The 15605-nt window shown below is 67.5% G+C and carries 16 protein-coding genes; 11 read left to right on the top strand and 5 right to left on the bottom strand.

The window, feature by feature from the left end; translation table 11 throughout:
- Window position 1: 1 nt before the first annotated feature.
- From QXK92_RS12185 to QXK92_RS12175, 3 genes are read left to right on the top strand one after another with little or no spacing between them, the layout of a single operon-like run.
- The gene (locus QXK92_RS12185) at window positions 2-685 is read left to right on the top strand and encodes a TrkA family potassium uptake protein (protein ID WP_306244367.1); all 684 of its coding nucleotides are present in this window, start codon (window positions 2-4) and stop codon (window positions 683-685) included.
- 24 nt (window positions 686-709) lie between these two features.
- Window positions 710-1441: a DUF2652 domain-containing protein gene (locus QXK92_RS12180; protein WP_306241869.1), complete on the top strand. Its 732-nt coding sequence runs from the start codon at window positions 710-712 to the stop codon at window positions 1439-1441.
- Window positions 1441-1824 carry a nuclear transport factor 2 family protein gene (locus tag QXK92_RS12175; RefSeq protein ID WP_306241868.1) on the top strand — a complete coding sequence of 128 codons (384 nt, stop codon included), beginning with the start codon at window positions 1441-1443 and terminating at the stop codon, window positions 1822-1824. The genes QXK92_RS12180 and QXK92_RS12175 overlap by 1 nt, the downstream gene beginning before the upstream one ends.
- A 13-nt stretch (window positions 1825-1837) precedes the next feature.
- On the opposite strand, the gene QXK92_RS12170 is transcribed toward QXK92_RS12175, so the two are convergent.
- A complete protein-coding gene (locus tag QXK92_RS12170; RefSeq protein WP_306241867.1) occupies window positions 1838-3214 on the bottom strand; it encodes an NAD(P)/FAD-dependent oxidoreductase in 1377 nt (458 codons plus the stop codon).
- Between the two features lie 127 nt (window positions 3215-3341).
- Between QXK92_RS12170 and QXK92_RS12165 the strand changes: the two genes are divergently transcribed.
- A complete protein-coding gene (locus QXK92_RS12165; protein ID WP_306241866.1) occupies window positions 3342-4304 on the top strand; it encodes an alpha/beta fold hydrolase in 963 nt (320 codons plus the stop codon).
- Here the strand turns inward: QXK92_RS12165 and QXK92_RS12160 are convergent.
- Window positions 4299-5645, bottom strand: coding sequence for a flavin monoamine oxidase family protein (locus tag QXK92_RS12160; protein ID WP_306241865.1), 1347 nt, complete (start codon window positions 5643-5645; stop codon window positions 4299-4301). The two genes, QXK92_RS12165 and QXK92_RS12160, sit on opposite strands and share 6 nt — an antisense overlap.
- 73 nt (window positions 5646-5718) lie before the next feature.
- Here QXK92_RS12160 and QXK92_RS12155 point away from each other — a divergent pair, with 73 nt between their 5' ends.
- On the top strand, window positions 5719-6705 hold the full coding sequence (locus tag QXK92_RS12155; RefSeq protein ID WP_306241864.1) for a TIGR03617 family F420-dependent LLM class oxidoreductase: 987 nt from the start codon (window positions 5719-5721) through the stop codon (window positions 6703-6705).
- Here the strand turns inward: QXK92_RS12155 and QXK92_RS12150 are convergent.
- Together QXK92_RS12150 and QXK92_RS12145 are read right to left on the bottom strand one after the other, a co-directional pair.
- Complete coding sequence (locus tag QXK92_RS12150) at window positions 6688-7803, bottom strand: hypothetical protein (RefSeq protein WP_306241863.1); 1116 nt, start codon at window positions 7801-7803, stop codon at window positions 6688-6690. The two genes, QXK92_RS12155 and QXK92_RS12150, sit on opposite strands and share 18 nt — an antisense overlap.
- The gene (locus tag QXK92_RS12145; RefSeq protein ID WP_306241862.1) at window positions 7803-8921 is read right to left on the bottom strand and encodes a phosphotransferase family protein; all 1119 of its coding nucleotides are present in this window, start codon (window positions 8919-8921) and stop codon (window positions 7803-7805) included. Before QXK92_RS12145 ends, QXK92_RS12150 begins: the two co-directional genes overlap by 1 nt.
- Window positions 8922-8967: 46 nt before the next feature.
- Between QXK92_RS12145 and QXK92_RS12140 the strand changes: the two genes are divergently transcribed.
- Both QXK92_RS12140 and QXK92_RS12135 read left to right on the top strand, forming a co-directional pair.
- Window positions 8968-9570, top strand: coding sequence for a TetR/AcrR family transcriptional regulator (locus QXK92_RS12140; RefSeq protein ID WP_306241861.1), 603 nt, complete (start codon window positions 8968-8970; stop codon window positions 9568-9570).
- On the top strand, window positions 9567-10364 hold the full coding sequence (locus tag QXK92_RS12135; RefSeq protein ID WP_306241860.1) for an SDR family NAD(P)-dependent oxidoreductase: 798 nt from the start codon (window positions 9567-9569) through the stop codon (window positions 10362-10364). The genes QXK92_RS12140 and QXK92_RS12135 overlap by 4 nt, the downstream gene beginning before the upstream one ends.
- 4 nt (window positions 10365-10368) lie before the next feature.
- On the opposite strand, the gene QXK92_RS12130 is transcribed toward QXK92_RS12135, so the two are convergent.
- Window positions 10369-11649 carry an HNH endonuclease signature motif containing protein gene (locus QXK92_RS12130; protein ID WP_306241859.1) on the bottom strand — a complete coding sequence of 427 codons (1281 nt, stop codon included), beginning with the start codon at window positions 11647-11649 and terminating at the stop codon, window positions 10369-10371.
- Window positions 11650-11934: 285 nt separating this feature from the next.
- Here QXK92_RS12130 and QXK92_RS12125 point away from each other — a divergent pair, with 285 nt between their 5' ends.
- From QXK92_RS12125 to QXK92_RS12110, 4 genes are read left to right on the top strand one after another with little or no spacing between them, the layout of a single operon-like run.
- A complete protein-coding gene (locus tag QXK92_RS12125; RefSeq protein WP_306244365.1) occupies window positions 11935-12885 on the top strand; it encodes a DUF4129 domain-containing protein in 951 nt (316 codons plus the stop codon).
- Window positions 12882-13364: a hypothetical protein gene (locus tag QXK92_RS12120; protein ID WP_306241858.1), complete on the top strand. Its 483-nt coding sequence runs from the start codon at window positions 12882-12884 to the stop codon at window positions 13362-13364. Before QXK92_RS12125 ends, QXK92_RS12120 begins: the two co-directional genes overlap by 4 nt.
- A 31-nt stretch (window positions 13365-13395) precedes the next feature.
- Window positions 13396-14358: an AAA family ATPase gene (locus QXK92_RS12115; RefSeq protein WP_371934209.1), complete on the top strand. Its 963-nt coding sequence runs from the start codon at window positions 13396-13398 to the stop codon at window positions 14356-14358.
- On the top strand, window positions 14355-15605 hold the full coding sequence (locus QXK92_RS12110) for a DUF58 domain-containing protein (protein ID WP_306241856.1): 1251 nt from the start codon (window positions 14355-14357) through the stop codon (window positions 15603-15605). Before QXK92_RS12115 ends, QXK92_RS12110 begins: the two co-directional genes overlap by 4 nt.

Raw genomic sequence — 15605 nt, 5'->3', positions numbered from 1 at the left:
ATTGCGGATCGGCATCGCCGGCGCCGGCAATGTGGGCCGCTCGGTCGCCCAGGAGTTGCTCGACGCCGGTCACAAGGTCCTGCTGATCGAGCGGCAACGGCGCAACTTCGAGCCGCACAAGGTGCCGGAAGCGGACTGGCTCAACGCCGACGCCTGCGAAATGTCCGCGCTGCAGGAGGCGGGAGTGCAGACCTGCGATGTGCTGATCGCCGCCACCGGAGACGACAAGGCGAACCTGGTGGTGGGTCTGCTGGCCAAGTCCGAGTTCGGCGTGCCGCGGGTGGTGGCCCGGATCAACGACGTGCGCAACGAGTGGCTGTTCGGCCAGTCCTGGGGGATCGACGTCGCGGTCTCGACGCCCGGCGCGATGGTCGCGGGCATCGAGGGCGCCATCGACATCGGGCACCTGGTGCGTCTGATGGGGCTGCAGGAGGGACGCACCGCACTGACGAAACTCACTCTGCCGCAAGATAATCCACTGGTCGGGCAGTCCGTGGGCGAGCTGGGGCTGCCGGCCAACACCGCGCTGGTCACCGTGGTGCGCGGCGAGAACGTCATCGTCCCCGGGCCCGAAGATGTGCTCGAAGCCAGTGACCAGCTGCTGTTCGTCGCCGACAACGCTCGCGAGCGTGCCCTGTGGGCTGCCATCAACAGGGTCAGGCTCCCGTACATTCCCCGATCCTGAGCGCGGTACTAAACTTGCGACACCATGGCGATTCGGCGCGCCGTTCTGCTCATTGCGGATATCGGCGGATACACCAACTACATGAGCTGGAACCGGTTGCACCTCGCGCACGCGCAACAGGCGGTAGGCGCCCTGCTGGAGGCGGTGATCGACGCCGGTGGCAAGGGTCTGAAGCTGGCCAAGCTGGAGGGCGATGCCGCCTTCTTCTGGGTGCCGGACGGCGACGCCCGCGTTGTCTGCGAGAGGCTGCCCAAGATGCGGCAGTCGTTCCTGGCGCGCCGCGAGCGGTTCAAGAAGGAAGCGCTCTGCGACTGTCGCAGCTGCGAGCAACTGGGCACTCTGTCGCTGAAATTCGTGGCGCACGTCGGTGAGGTCGCCGAGCAGAAGGTGAAGCGCTACGTCGAGTTGGCGGGCGTCGACGTCATTTTGGTGCACCGCATGCTGAAGAACTCGGTGCCGATCCCCGAGTACCTGCTGATGACCGACGCGGTGGCCGAGTGCCTGGACGAATCGATGCGCCGGGCGTCGATGCCGCTGATCCACAACTTCGAGGGCATCGGCGAGACGTCGACGTTCTACGTCGATCTCTCGACCGCCGAGGTGCCGGACGCCGAGCCGCAGCGGGGCGGGCTGGGCAAACTGTCGGCGCGGTTCAACCTGGAGATGAAGACGCTGCCGTTCCTGGTGGGCCTGAAGAAACCCGCCGTCGGATTCCGCAACCTCGGGCGTGGCACCCCGGCGCAGGTGCCGGCCTGATGACGACGTCGGTCGACCTACTTCGCGAGATGTTCGAGCGCATGGTCGTCGCGAAGAACGGCGATTTGATCGAGCATTACTACCATCCGGAGTTCGTGATGTGCTCCGACGGGCTGACGCAGGGCTTCGCCGACTTTCGCGACAGCCACCGCAGGCTCTATGCCACGTCGATCGCCTACTCGGTCGAGTACGACGAGGAGGCCTGGGTGGAGGCGGCGGACAGGCTGGCGGGCCGGTTGTGGATCACCACGTCACGTCCCGGCGAAGAACCGACCCGGATAGAGTTGGTGCTGATCGCCGTCTATCGCGACGGGCGCATCTACCGGATCTTTGAGACTACCTGGCCGAGCTGGCGTAGCGTGGATGCGCTGGAAAACTACTGATACACAGTTTGTTTCACGGTTTGGGTAGCCGGCGCATCAGTTCGGCGGCCGCGTGCCGGCCGCTGAGCAGAGCGCCGTGGACGGTCGCCGGGTTGTCCGCTCCGATGGCCTCGCCGGCCAGGTAGAGCCGGTCGCCGACCGGTTCCTGCAGCCTGCGCCGGTCGTCGAGACCGGAACCTGGTGCGTGGAAGGAATACGAGCCCAGCGCGTAAGGGTCGGTGGTCCAACTCGAGGACCGCACCTCGGTGACGTCGGCGCCGAACACTTGCCGCGCGACGGGCTGCGCCCCTTTCACCAGATCGGCCGGGGGAGTGGACTCGACGCTGCGGCCCCGCGAACCGGGGTTGAACGCCAAGACGATCGGGCCGGAGGCCGCGGGCAGCGTGAACCACTGGGCCCACATTCCTTTCCCGGGGCCATTTTCGGGGCTCAGGTACTCGTAGAAGGCGTTCTCGGTGTCCCAGCTTCGTCGCTGAAAACGGAAGTAGCTCTTGGCCAGTACGCCGAAACCCAGCGCATCGATCGCGTGCGCGTGCCCTTCGGGCAGCGGTGGATCGAAGGTGATGCTCGCGGCCTTCAGCACGCCCAGCGGCACCGTGACGATCGCGGCGGATCCTTGGAAGGTTCGGTCGCCGGCCCGGATGGTCACCGAATTATCCTGTCGCGCAATGGAAGTGACGGGGGTGTTGAGCACGATCGGGAGCCCGTCGGCCAACAGTTGCGGTATCGCGTCGTATCCGCTGGTGATCACCGACTGGGGCCCGTCGGTGAACTTGCCGAGGTCGTACGTCGTGGCCGAAAGCTGGCCGGCGTCGGCGGCGTACTCGTCCTCGATCTCGGTGGTGACGTAGAAATCCAGTTCGGCGCGCTCACGGTCGGTGAGATCGCCGGACTGAGCGGTGATGGCCGCGCCGAGTGTTCCGCCGGTCACCTCGTCGCACGCGTCGGACACCAGCCGCCGCCAGGTCTTGGGGTCGAACGTCATCGGCTGCAGCTGGGGGTCGATCACCAGTTTGGTCGAGTCGTCGTAGTCGGTGGGCACGACCGAGGCGTGCACCTGCTGCGCCAGCGCCACCAGCGGATTGTTGGTGGTGCCGTGGATCCAGGACGCGCCCATCTCCAGCGGCACGCCCCAGTCACGGGTGGTGTGTACCCGTCCGCCGATCCGGTCCCGGGCCTCGAGCACCCGCACCGGCCAGCCCGCGTCGGCGAGGCTGCGCGCCGCGCCCAAGCCGGCCATTCCGGCGCCGACGATCAGGACCGATTTCGTGTCCGGCGGCCCGGTGGCGGTGGGTGCGGTGGAGCGCTGTGCCTGATGCCCGGAGGTAGTGCAGCCACCAGCCAGCAGGGTCGTTGCCGCCAAAAATCCGCGGCGGGATAACTCTGGCACGATTTCGCCGTTATCTGATCGTGTTCTGGTTTGTGACGGACCGCACATTACGGTCAGGTAAAGTCGCGGGCAACTGGATGGCGGCAACGGAGCCGTGACCAAGGCGGGAGCGGTGATGATTGCTCGGATGACTACCCGTGAAAGACCGGTTCGGCAGTTGCCGGCCGCCTTGCCGCCGAGCCGCACCGTCAAAGTTCGCGCAGCTGACGGCACCACACTGCACGCAGAGGTGTTCGGCCCGCCCGAGGGTTACCCCATCGTCCTGACGCACGGTTTCGTCTGTGCCATCCGGGCGTGGTCGCACCAGATCGCCGAGCTGTCCACCGATTACCGGGTGATCGCCTTCGACCACCGCGGCCATGGCCGCAGTGCGGTACCGCGCCGCGGCGGGTACAGCCTCAAACACCTCGCGTCCGATCTCGACTGCGTGCTGGACGCGACCCTGGCGCCGCACGAACGGGCGCTGATCGCCGGACACTCGATGGGTGGCATGACCATCCAGGCGTGGTCGGAGCGCTACCGCCACAAGGTCCGCCGCCGTGCCGACGCCGTTGCGCTGATCAACACGGCCAGCGGTGATCTGCTGGACAAGATCAGACTGCTCTCGGTGCCGCGCGGTCTGTCGCCGGCCCGAGTGGTGGCGGGGCGGACCCTGATCAGCGCGGTCGGTGGGCTGCCGCTGCCGGGCGCGGTCCGGATTCCGAGCCGGTATCTGGTGGCGATGATGGCCTGCGGTGCCGGCGCCGACCCGGCTGTCGTCCAACTCGTCTACGAACTGTTCGCACAAACCTCACCGATGGGCCGCGGTGGCTGCGCGCGGATGCTCATCGAGGAGATCGGCTCCCGGCACCTCAACCTGGAGGGGCTCACGGTGCCGACGCTGGTCATCGGCAGCGAACATGACCGGCTCACTCCGATCAGCCAGGCCCGTAGGCTCGCGCGCACCGCGCCCAACGTGGTGGACCTGGTCGAGTTGCCCGGCGGGCACTGCTCCATGCTGGAACAGCCGGACGAGGTGAACAGGCAGCTGCGTGCCCTGGCCGAAGCGGCCGTCGACCGCCAGGCCCGAGTGACGCTGATCAGCTCATAGCAGCGCGGCGACCTCGGCGGCGGCCCGCTGGCCGGATCGCACCGCGCCGTCGAAGTACCCGGTCCATTCGTCTGCCGTCTCGGTGCCGGCCCAGTGAATCGGCCCGACCGGCCGCCGCAGCACCTTGCCGTACTTGGTCCAGGACCCCGGCGGCACCGCGGCGGTCGGCCCGCCCGGCGCGAATTCCTCTGATCCCCAACGGAAATCCGTGTAGTCGAGTGGGTTGAGCGCTTCCTCGCCATACAGCGACGCAAAACAGCGCAGCGCCTCCTGACGTCGCCGGTCGGCGGGCAGCGAGTCGAAGGCGCGGGGGTCGACGAAGCCCAGCAGGATGCCCGGGCCGTCGGCGTGCGGGCTGACATCAAAGGTGATGAACACCGGGCCCTTGTCCAGCAATGCCTGGCCGGAGAAGCCCTTGGCCCGCCAGAACGGGGTTTCGTAGGCGGCGTAGGCCTTGGTCAGGCGGCCTTGTGGCCAATGCCGGGCGAGTTCGGTGTATTCGGGCGGCAGTGGGGGATTGAACTCGATGCCGGCACGGTGGGCGGGCGGAATCGCGACGATGACGAACCCGGCCTCGGCCTGGCCCTGATCGGAAGTGACCGTAACTCCCGACCCGTGCCGTTCGATGCGTCGTACGCACGCCTCCAGCACCACGCGGTCGCCTAGTTCGGCCGCCGCCCGGTCGGCGATCTGCTGGGTGCCGCCCGGCACCAGGTCCTGCTGTGCGCCGTTCTCGGTGTCGAGCAACCGGTTGAGTCCGCCGGCCGCGCGCACATACCGGGCAGCGTGCAGCATCGAGACGTCCTCGGGTTCGCAGCCCCACGTCACCCGGGTCATGATCGCCATCAGGTCGCGGGAAGAGTCGGTGGCGCGCACCATGCTCAGCCATTGGCCGAGCGAGACGCCGTCGAGTTGGCGCGCCCGTTTCGCATGCCAGGGCGCGGTTATCGGGACCGTGCGCGAGAGCCGCTCGAACTGCCACTGCAACCGGCCGATGTCGAGCAGACCGACCAGCGACAGCCGGGGGATGGTGCCGCTGTAGGGCCGGGCCGCACCGCGCCAGTGGATGACGTTCTTGCCGTCGTGGTAGGTGGGGACGGTGGGCAGTCCCAGCTCGCTGATCAGCTTGAGCACCGCGTCCTGGGTGGGGCCGACGAACGAGCCGCCCCGGTCGATGGGCAGCCCGGCTACGCTGCCGCTGAACGAGCGGCCGCCGACGCGGTCTCGGCCCTCCAGCACCAGCACGTCGTGGCCTTGCTGGGTAAGTTCCCGAGCGGCGGCAAGCCCGGCGAGACCGGCGCCCACCACGACAACGTCGACATTCCAGGGGGGGTTCGGCACGTGCTCCAGTGAACAGCATTGCCGGTCGGTTCCGTAGGGTTACTTCCGTGCCGGATCTTGAGGTGGGAGTGCGTTGAAGGTATTCACCGCTTTATACGGTCTGACCGACGCGGCCGACCGGGCGCGCGAACTGCGGGCCGCCGGAGCCCACGGCGTGGCCACCTTCGAGGGCCCGCACGACGTCTTCGCCCCGTTGACCCTGGCCGCCATGGTGGGCGGGCTGGATCTGATGACCAATGTCGCGATTGCGTTTCCGCGCAACCCGATTCATCTGGCGCACCAGGCCAACGACCACCAGCTGCTCAGTGCTGGACGGTTCCATCTGGGACTGGGGACGCAGATTCGTCCGCAGATCGAGAAACGTTTCGGCGCGCAGTTCGAACATCCCGTGGAGCGGATGACCGAGCTGATCGCGGCGCTGCGGGCGATCTTCGAGGCGTGGAATTCCGGCGGGCGCCTGGATTTTCGCGGCGAGTACTACCGGCACACGCTGATGACGCCGATGTTCAATCCCGGCCCGAACCCGTACGGCCCGCCGCCGATCTACGTGGGAGCGCTGGGACCCCGGCTGACGCGGGCCACCGCCGAGCACGCCGACGGACTGCTGGTGATGCCGTTCAGCTCGAAACGTTTTCTGCACGGCAGCACCCTGCCCGCAGTTCGGGCGGGCCTGGAGGCCCGCGGGCGGCGCGATTTCCGGATCATCCCGGAAGTCATCGTCTCGGGCGATTCTGACGAGGCGGTCGCGGGGACCCGGCGGCTGCTGTCGTTCTACGGTTCGACGCCGGCGTACCGGCCGGTGCTGGCCGCCCACGGCTGGGAGGACCTGCAGCCCGAGCTCAACGCGATGTCCAAACAAGGCCGCTGGCAGGAGATGAGCTCGCTGATCACCGACGAGATGATGCACACCATCGCCGCGTGCGGTACACCGGCGCAGATCGCCGCGCATATCCGCGACCGCCTGGACGGCGTCGCGGACACGGTGTTCCTGTATCAGGCGGCGCCCATCGGGCTGTCCACGCTGGCCGAGATCATCGACCAGTTAGGGAGCGACGGTTAGCCAGTCGGCGAACCCGGACGGGTCGTGCCGGCCCAGTGCGCCGTGCTCGTAGAGGCCCCAGCCTTCGACCGGGTCGCCGTCGCCGTCCCGGCATACCGCGCGGCCGACGTGGTCGATCACGCCGAAGCCCGAGCGGGCGATGATCCCGGGGTCGGTCATGTCGTAGGTCAGCCGCTCGGCGAACTTCTCGCCCTTCCACAGGCCGTGTGTCCAGTCCGAGTCGCCGCCGTAGCCGCCGCCGACGTGGATCGGCACCGGCAGCTTGGACTCCACGTCGAAGTGGACCGGCGTGCCGTCGGGACTGGTCGCGTCGATGGTTGCGCCGGTAGGGATCCGGGTGCCGGAGCGGTAATGGATTTTGACGCGCGGCCAGCCCAGTTGCTCGACCCGGCCGTCCCGCCACACCCGGGTGCAGTCGTTGAGTGAGCGGAACCCGTTGGGCTCCTCCTGAATGATCAGCACGATGGCGAAGTCGTCGAAGGCGATCGGCACGTAGAGCCACCACATGCCTTCGAAGGGCGGGTCTGCCGGGCGGCCGGCCGGTTCCGGCTCTCCGATCGGCCGGATGCCCCAGGACCGGTCGCGGCTGCCGATCCAGACCGCCGGGTCGACGTTGATGTCGTCGCCGTCGACGCTGAGCTGTCCGCTCCAGCTGCCCAGTTGCGCGAACCGCTGAGCGTTGAGGGTGACCCGGTTGCCCGACCGCAGGATGTGCGGCTGCTCCTGGACCACGTCGAACAGGCCCTCCCAGGTGAGATCGGCTGCGATGCCCTCGGTTTCGTCGAGCACGATGCGCAGTTTGCGCAGTGGCTCGATGACCTCGACGCGGTAGCCGTTGACGTGCTGGTTCAACCGGTCTTGGTCGACGGCGTCCGAAAGATGCACCGCGGTCTGCGTATCCCCGCGACGGACGAGCAGAAACGCGTCCTTCACGCCGAGGTTCGGGTAGTAGCCGATGCCGGTGATGACGAAGATGTCTCCGGTCCGGTCATGTGCGTTGAAATACGAGCGGTCGTAGAAGTTCCGGTCGGACGAGCCGGGCCAGGCGATCGGCTGCGGAATCTGGTGTACCGGGTACTCGTCGAGCGGGCCAAGCATTAGTGCTCCTCTCCGATAAGACGTTTCATCAACCCGGCGTGGTAGAACAGCGTCTCGACATCGTCGGGCTTCTCGACCTCGCCGAAATGCACCCGCCGCGCGCCGGTCCGCATGAACACGCACGCCCACATGACGCCGGAATAGACGTAGAACCAATTGAGGTCGCTGAGTTCGATGCCGGTCAGCTGCTGGTAGGTGGCGCGCACGTCTTCCTCACGCATCACCTCTGGTAGGCCGGGCAGCGTTGCCAGGCCGGCAAGCTCCTGAAAGACCTTGTGCGCGAATATCATCCAGGCGACATCGAGTTCACGCGGGCCGACGGTCACCATCTCCCAGTCCAGCACCGCCACCGGTTCGAAATCCTGGTACAGCACGTTGCCCACCCGGGCGTCGCCCCAATTCAGTACCGGCTCGCGCGCGTCGGCCTCGGCCGGCCAATTGTCTTGCAGCCATTGGAAGGTGCGCTCCACCAGGGGTGATCTGCCGATGTCAGGGACGGCGAAGTCATACCACGACTTGACCCAGCCGAAGTGCCGGCGCAGCGCGGTGTCACCGGTCAAGTCCTGGGTGAGGAAGCCAAACGTGTTCTCGGCGTGAGGGATCGAGTGCAGGGTGGCCAGCACCTTGACCGAGGCGTCCTGGAGCTTGCGCTGCTGCTCGGCAGGTGCGTCGGCGAACCAGTTGCCGCCGAAGGTATACGGCATCACGTCCGGCGGCACCACGCCCTCGACGTAGTCCATCAGGAAGAACGGCGCTCCCAAGACGTCGCCGGTGTTCTCGATCCAGCGCACCCGGGGTACCGGTACGTCGGTCAGTTCGCCGACCTGCCGGATCACCTCGAACTGGTGATCCAGCCGGTAGGTCGGGAAGACCGGAACGTCTTGTGCGGTGGGTGCGACCCGGGCGACCAGCTTCTGTTCGTTGCCTTCCCATCGCGCGGTCAGGATGATGGTTTCCGATGACATGCCCGTCGAGTCCACTCCGCTTTCCACGGTGACCTCGGGCTTTACCGGCAGCTTCGTCGCCAGCCACTCCGACATCAGGGCCGGGACAGTGCCGGTGTCGCGGCTCGAGCGTTGCATGCGGCCCACATCTTCGAGAGCCGGTTCATTGGCCACGGGTGTGCTTCCTTTGCGGGGTAATTACGATACGGTAGGTAGCGTTATGAAAGCAGACCCGTCCACCCTTGACAAGGTCCCCGGCGCCGGACGGCCGCGGGATCCACGCATTGACTCTGCCATCCTGGCGGCGACCGCGGAACTGCTTGTCAACATCGGCTATTCGAATCTCAGTCTGGCCGCGGTAGCCGAGCGGGCCGGTACTACGAAGTCCGCGCTGTACCGGAGATGGTCCAGCAAGGCCGAATTGGTGCATGAGGCGGCGTTCCCGGTGGCGCCGACGGCGTTGGTGGCCCCGGCCGGTGATTTCGCCGCCGATATCCGGATGATGATCGAGGCCACCCGCGACGTGTTCACCACCCCCGTGGTGCGGGCCGCCCTACCGGGACTGGTGGCCGATATGACCGCTGACCCAGAGTTGAACGCGCGGGTGATGTCGCGCTTCCACGGTTTGTTCGCGGAGGTGCGGATGCGGCTGCGTGAGGCGATCGACCGCGGCGAAGCGCATGCCGACGTCGACCCGGACCGGCTGATCGAAATTATCGGAGGAGCCACCATGCTGCGGATGATGCTGTATCCGGACCAGAAGTTGGACGACGCCTGGGTGGAGCAGACCGCCGCCATCGTGGTGCATGGGGTGACCCGGTGACGGCCATCGTCACGGGCGCCAGTCGCGGTCTGGGGCGCGAGATCGCGCTGGCGCTGGCGGCCGACGGTGAGGCGGTAGCTGTCGTCGGACGCACCGAGGCCGTATGGGATGAGCGGCTGCCCGGAACCATCGGCGAGACGGTCGCCGACATCGAGGCGGCCGGCGGACGGGCGGTGGCGATCCGGGCCGACCTCACCGACCACGATGACATCATCCGGTTGGTCGACGAGGCCCGGGATGCGTTGGGGCCCATCAATATTCTGATCAACAATGCGGCGTTCACCGCGCCGGGACGGCCGGGTGCCGCGCCGCGCGCCAAGAAAGCGGCGGCGGAGAAGGCGCGGTATCCGGGATTCGTCAGCATCCCGCTGACCGCCTACCGCCGGCATTTCGAGATCGCGGTGTTCGCCGCGTATGAGCTGATGCAACTCGTCAGCCCGGACATGATCACCGCCGGCGGCGGGTCGATCGTCAACATCACCTCCATCGCCTCGCGGCTGGGTGGCGGACTGCCCGGCTACGGGGGCTCCAAGGCGGCGCTGGAACATCTCACCGGTTGTGCTGCACTCGATCTCGCCGAGCACAACATCGCGGTCAACGCGCTCGCGCCGTCCAAGCCGATCATGACGCCGGGCCTGTCCTACTACGCCCGCGGTTTCGACGACGAGAGCACCGCCGAGGAATTCGCGCAGGCCGCACTGCAACTCGCCCGGGTGAGCCCGAGCGTGGTGACCGGCCGCACGATCGGGCACCTGCAGGTGCTCGATGGCAGCTACGCGCCGTTCACGGTGTAACTCGTCAGGCGGCATTGAACTCGATCAGTCTCACGGCGATGGCGTCTTCGGCTTCGCTGGTGCGGACGAATGAATAGATCGGTGGGGCGGTGGATCGGTAGCGCGCTTTGGTGGGGGTTTGGTGTTCGGTGGTGTGGTGGCCGTTGTGGTGGTGGGCGGTGACGGTCCAGCCGGGTGTTTCTTTGGTGTAGTTGCAGCGTTCGCAGAGGCCTTGGCCGTTGGTGGCGGTGGTGGGTCCGCCGTGTTTGACCGGTTGGATGTGGTCGCGGTGGCGGATGGGGGCATCGCAGTAGGGGGTGCGGCAGGTTTGGTCGCGCAGGTTGATGAAGGCGGCCAGGGCGCGGGGGAAGGCTCGGGCGCGCGATTCCATGGCTACCAGGGCACCGGTGGTGGGGTTGGCGTAGAGGCGGCGCAGGGTGGCCAGTGCGTGGTGATCGGCCAGCGCGGCGTTGAGCCATGTGCGGGCCACCTCGGCGGGGATGGGGCCGTAGCCTTCGAGCAGGGCGGCGTCGTTGGTGCCGCCGAGCAGGGCGCGGTCGGAGATGACGACGTTGAGGGCGATCGGTGCGGGGGTGGTGGCGGGGGTGGCGGTGATGCGTTCGAAGGCGGTGTCGGCCATGACTTGGCTGCGGGTGCGGTGGTCGACGGTGGTGTCGGCGGCGCGGCGTAGTGCGGCGTAGATCCCGACTCCCTGGGCCACGGGGAGCAGGATGCTGACCCAGGTCATGGTGTCGGGGGCGGGGCGGATGGTGACGGTGCGGTCCTGGGGGGCTTTGGCGGCGCGCTCGACGACTGCGCGGGCGTCGCGGCGGTAGGCGATTGTTTTGGCTGCGGCGGTGATCCGTTTGTCCCCGAGGCCGTGCAGTGCGGTGGTGTCGGCGCATAGTTCGCGGTCCAGTTCGCGGCGGTCTTCGAGGTCCAGGCAGGCCGATTCGCGCACGATGAGGGTGGCCCGCCATTCCGAGAGGACCCCGTGTTCCAGTGCGGCCAGGGTGTGGGGCATCTCGTGGACGAGGGCTTTGGCGAATCCGAGGTGGCGGGCGCCGCGGGCCGGGGAGTCGTGGCGGGCCAGCGCGACTTCGCTGGCCACTCCGCGGCCTCGTTTGGCTGCGGGGATCCCGGCGGCGGATTCTGCGGCGCGCCGGGCGGTGTCCAGGGCGGCGGCGGCGCGGGCCTGTCCGGCGGCGGCGGCGGATTTGAGTTGCTCCAGCGCGTCGATGCGCGCGACGAGTTCGGCTTCGGTGGCATCGGGGGCCACCTGCGAGAACTGCGCGAAGTCGAACACATGTTCGATGGTACCACGATCTACTGACTCAAACTTTCTGGCAGGGTCGCGTGTTTGTGGATAACCGCGGCCGTGGGCGAGATACGTCGGCAACGGAAGGCCCCGCTCACCGCAGCCCAACAGCAGCGGCTCACCTTCACCGAAACTCCTAAACACCAACCGCCGCCGATGTCCTGGCACATCACAACAGGCATCCCGGCCGACAAGCCCCCGCGACTGGACCCGGGTAGCCCGACGCCACTAGCCTTCGGCTATGGGGCCCAAACCGCCGGGGAACCGTCACTGATGTTCGGCAAGCCCACCACGCGGGTGGTGGCTATGGTCGCGCTCCTGATGCTTGTTGCCGCCGCGCTACGCGGGTATCTCCCGGCGCACCACGGGCGCCGCATTGCCGAGGAGGGGCCGAGCAGGACGGCGCTGATGTTCCTCGTCGCGGCGATCGCGGCCACCTTGGCGTTGCTGGCATTCTCGATCATCGCCAGACTGCGCGACCCGCGCGCGGTGGCGCCCAGCGCCGGCCCGCTGCCCGACATGCTGGGCGGCGGCAGCGCCCGGCCGAGCTGGCGCGTGGTGTTGATCGCGCTGGGAGTGGTCGCAGCATGGCTCCTGATCGCGGTGCTGGTATCCCGCTGGTTCACCCCGCCACAGATCAGTCTTGACGCGCCGCAACCGGATTCGGGCGCTACCCCGCCGGGCACCGGAGGTGCTCCGCAACCGAAACAGCCTGCGCGGCCCAAGGACGGCCCGGACATGCTCGGGTCGCTGGTGGCGTTTGTCCCGGTACTGCTGATGCTTTTCGTCGGCGGCTTCATCGTGTCGCGTCGGCGCCGCCGCGCGGTGACAACAGCACCAGCGGCTCCCGATCATGCCGAATTGCCCTCTGCGGACGTCGCTTCGGAGTCACTGGTGCGGGCCGCGGAGGTAGGGCTCGCCGAAATGACAGACCTCAGCCGGGAACCACGCGAAGCGATCATCGCCTGCTACGCGGCAATGGAGCGCGAGTTGGCCAACGTCCCGGGTGCGGTGCCGCAGGAGTTCGACACGCCCACCGAGGTGCTCGCCCGTGCGGTCGAACAGCGTGCGCTGCGAGCCGAAAACGCCGTCCAGTTGGTGAATCTCTTCGAGGAAGCCCGGTTCAGCCCGCATGTGATGGACGAAGCACATCGTGAGACAGCGGTCCGCGTACTTGAACTGGTGCTCGACGAGATCGCTCCACGCGCGGGCAGAGTCGCATGAAAAAGCTTATAGCACTGGGTATTTGCCTCATCGTCGGGATCGAGATGCTGGCGCTGATTCTGCAGGACCGCCGCTTCGTCCTGGTGGGCGCCGGCGTGGCCCTGGCGCTGGTGTTGCTCAACGTGCGCCGCGTCCTGGGTCACCCGAGTGAGCCGGAAGCTGAGGTGGAACACGACGATCTCGGTGATTCACTGCGCCGCTGGTTGTCGAACACCGAGACGATGATCCGATGGTCGGACTCCAGTCGCAAGGACTGGGACCGTCATCTGCGCCCGATGCTGGCCCGTCGCTTTGAGATCACTACGGGCCAACGACAGGCCAAGGACCCGGCGGCGTTCCGGGCCACCGGCGAGATGCTTTTCGGCGCCGAACTCTGGGAATGGGTTAATCCGAACAATGTCGGGCATGCCGATGCCAGCCAGCCGGGACCGGGCCGCGCGGCGCTGGAGGAAATTCTGCGTAAGTTGGAGAAGGTATGACGATGGAGCACAGATGACGACCCCGGCGGCCATGCCCGTTGGTACGACCACAGCCCAGTGCGAAGCGGTCCTCGACGAGATCGAACGCGTCGTGGTCGGAAAGCGCTCGGCGCTGAACCTCATCCTGACCGCGCTGCTGGCCCGCGGGCACGTCCTGATCGAAGATCTACCCGGGCTGGGCAAGACGCTGATCGCGCGTTCGTTCGCGTCCGCGCTGGGACTGGAATTCACCCGGGTGCAGTTCACCCCCGACCTGTTGCCGGCGGACCTGCTCGGTTCGACGATCTACGACATGCAGTCGGGGCGTTTCGAATTCCGCCGCGGCCCGATCTTCACCAACCTGCTGCTCGGCGACGAGATCAACCGCACGCCCCCCAAGACTCAGGCGGCGCTGCTGGAGGCGATGGCCGAGGGGCAGGTCAGTATCGACGGCCAAACCCACAAGCTGCCAACGCCTTTCATCGTGCTGGCCACCGACAACCCGATCGAGTACGAAGGCACCTACCCGTTGCCGGAGGCTCAGCTGGACCGGTTCGCCATCCGGCTGGAACTGCGCTACCTCTCCGAACAGGATGAAGCGGCGATGCTGCGCCGGCGCCTGGACCGTGGTTCGGCGGAGCCAACGGTCAACCAGGTCGTGGACGCAACCGATCTGCTGGCGATGCGTGAAGCGGTGGAGCAGGTCACCGTGCACGAGGACGTGCTGCAGTACGTGGTGTCGCTGGCAACGGCGACCAGGCACCATCCCCAGGTTGCCGTCGGCGCCAGTCCGCGCGCCGAACTCGACCTGGTGCAACTCGCGCGTGCCCGCGCACTGTTGTTGGGCCGCGACTACGTGATCCCCGAAGACGTCAAAGCGCTCGCCGTACCCGCCGTTGCCCACCGGATCACGCTGCGTCCGGAGATGTGGGTGCGCAAGATCCAGGGCGCCGACGTGGTCGGAGAACTGTTGCGGCGCCTGCCCGTGCCACGCGCCGACCGCCGGCAGACGTGATCACCCATCGCGAAGTCGAGATCCGCTGGCGCGCATCCGCACTCACGCTGGCGATCGCCACCTGCGCAGGAGTGGCGCTGGCGGCCGCAGTCATGGGCGGACGCTGGCAGCTCATCGCGTTCGCCGCGCCGCTGCTGGGGGTGCTGTGCTCGCTCAGCTGGCAATCTCCGGTCCCGACGGTTCACGTGCACGCGGACCCCGACTCGCAACGATGTTTCGAGAACGAGGAGTCGCGGGTGCGGGTGTGGACCACGACGGACGGCTCGGCCGCCGCGGACCTCACGGTCTCGGCCGTCGACGGGATGGAACTGGACGAGGCCGAAAGCGAGCCGCAGGCGAAAACAGTTGTAGCCGTGGCGAAACGGTGGGGCCGCTACCACCTGCGGGCCCGGGTGGACGTCGTCGCGCGGGGCGGGTTGCTCAGGGGGACCGGAACTGTCGATGTCGCCGACGTCATCGTGTTTCCCCTGACGCCGCCACAATCGACGTCACTTCCGCAGGTGGAATTGCTCGACCGGCTGGGTGCGCACCTGACCCGGCACATCGGGCCCGGCGTGGAATACGCCGACATCCGGCTCTATGTGCCGGGTGACCAACTGCGCGCGGTGAACTGGGCGGTGAGCGCCCGGCGGGGCCGACTGCATGTGACGCAGCGCCTGACCGACCGCGCCGCTGACGTGGTGGTGCTGATCGATACCTATCGCCAGCCGGCCGGGCCCGCAACCGCTGCCACCGAACGCGTGGTTCGCGGCGCTGCCCAGGTGGTGCAGACCGCCCTGCGGCACGGCGACCGGGCGGGCATCGTCGCTCTCGGTGGCAATCGCCCCCGCTGGCTCGGCGCCGACATCGGTCAGCGGCAGTTCTATCGCGTTCTCGACACCGTGCTCGATGCCGGCGGGCGATTCGAAACCACCACCGGCACCCTGGCTCCCCGCGCGGCCGTCCCGTCGGGTGCGATCGTCATCGCGTTCTCCACGCTGCTGGACACCGAATTCGCCTTGGCGCTCATCGATTTGCGTAAGCGCGGCCATGTGGTGGTGGTGGTGGACGTACTGGACAGTTCTCCGTTCGAGGGCGAGCACGACCCACTGGTCGTCAAGATGTGGGCGCTGCAGCGCTCGGGGATGTATCGGGACATGGCCACCGTCGGCGTAGACGTGCTGTCCTGGCCGTCGGATCGCTCACTCGACCAGTCGATGGCCCTGATGCCGGACCGTCGGATGCGCGTACGGGGATCGAGGCGCTGA

The sequence above is a fragment of the Mycobacterium sp. TY815 genome (genome assembly GCF_030755135.1).
Taxonomy (GTDB): domain Bacteria; phylum Actinomycetota; class Actinomycetes; order Mycobacteriales; family Mycobacteriaceae; genus Mycobacterium.
The sequence above is the reverse complement of the archived record's forward strand: the minus strand, read 5'-3'. Positions and strand labels throughout refer to the sequence as shown.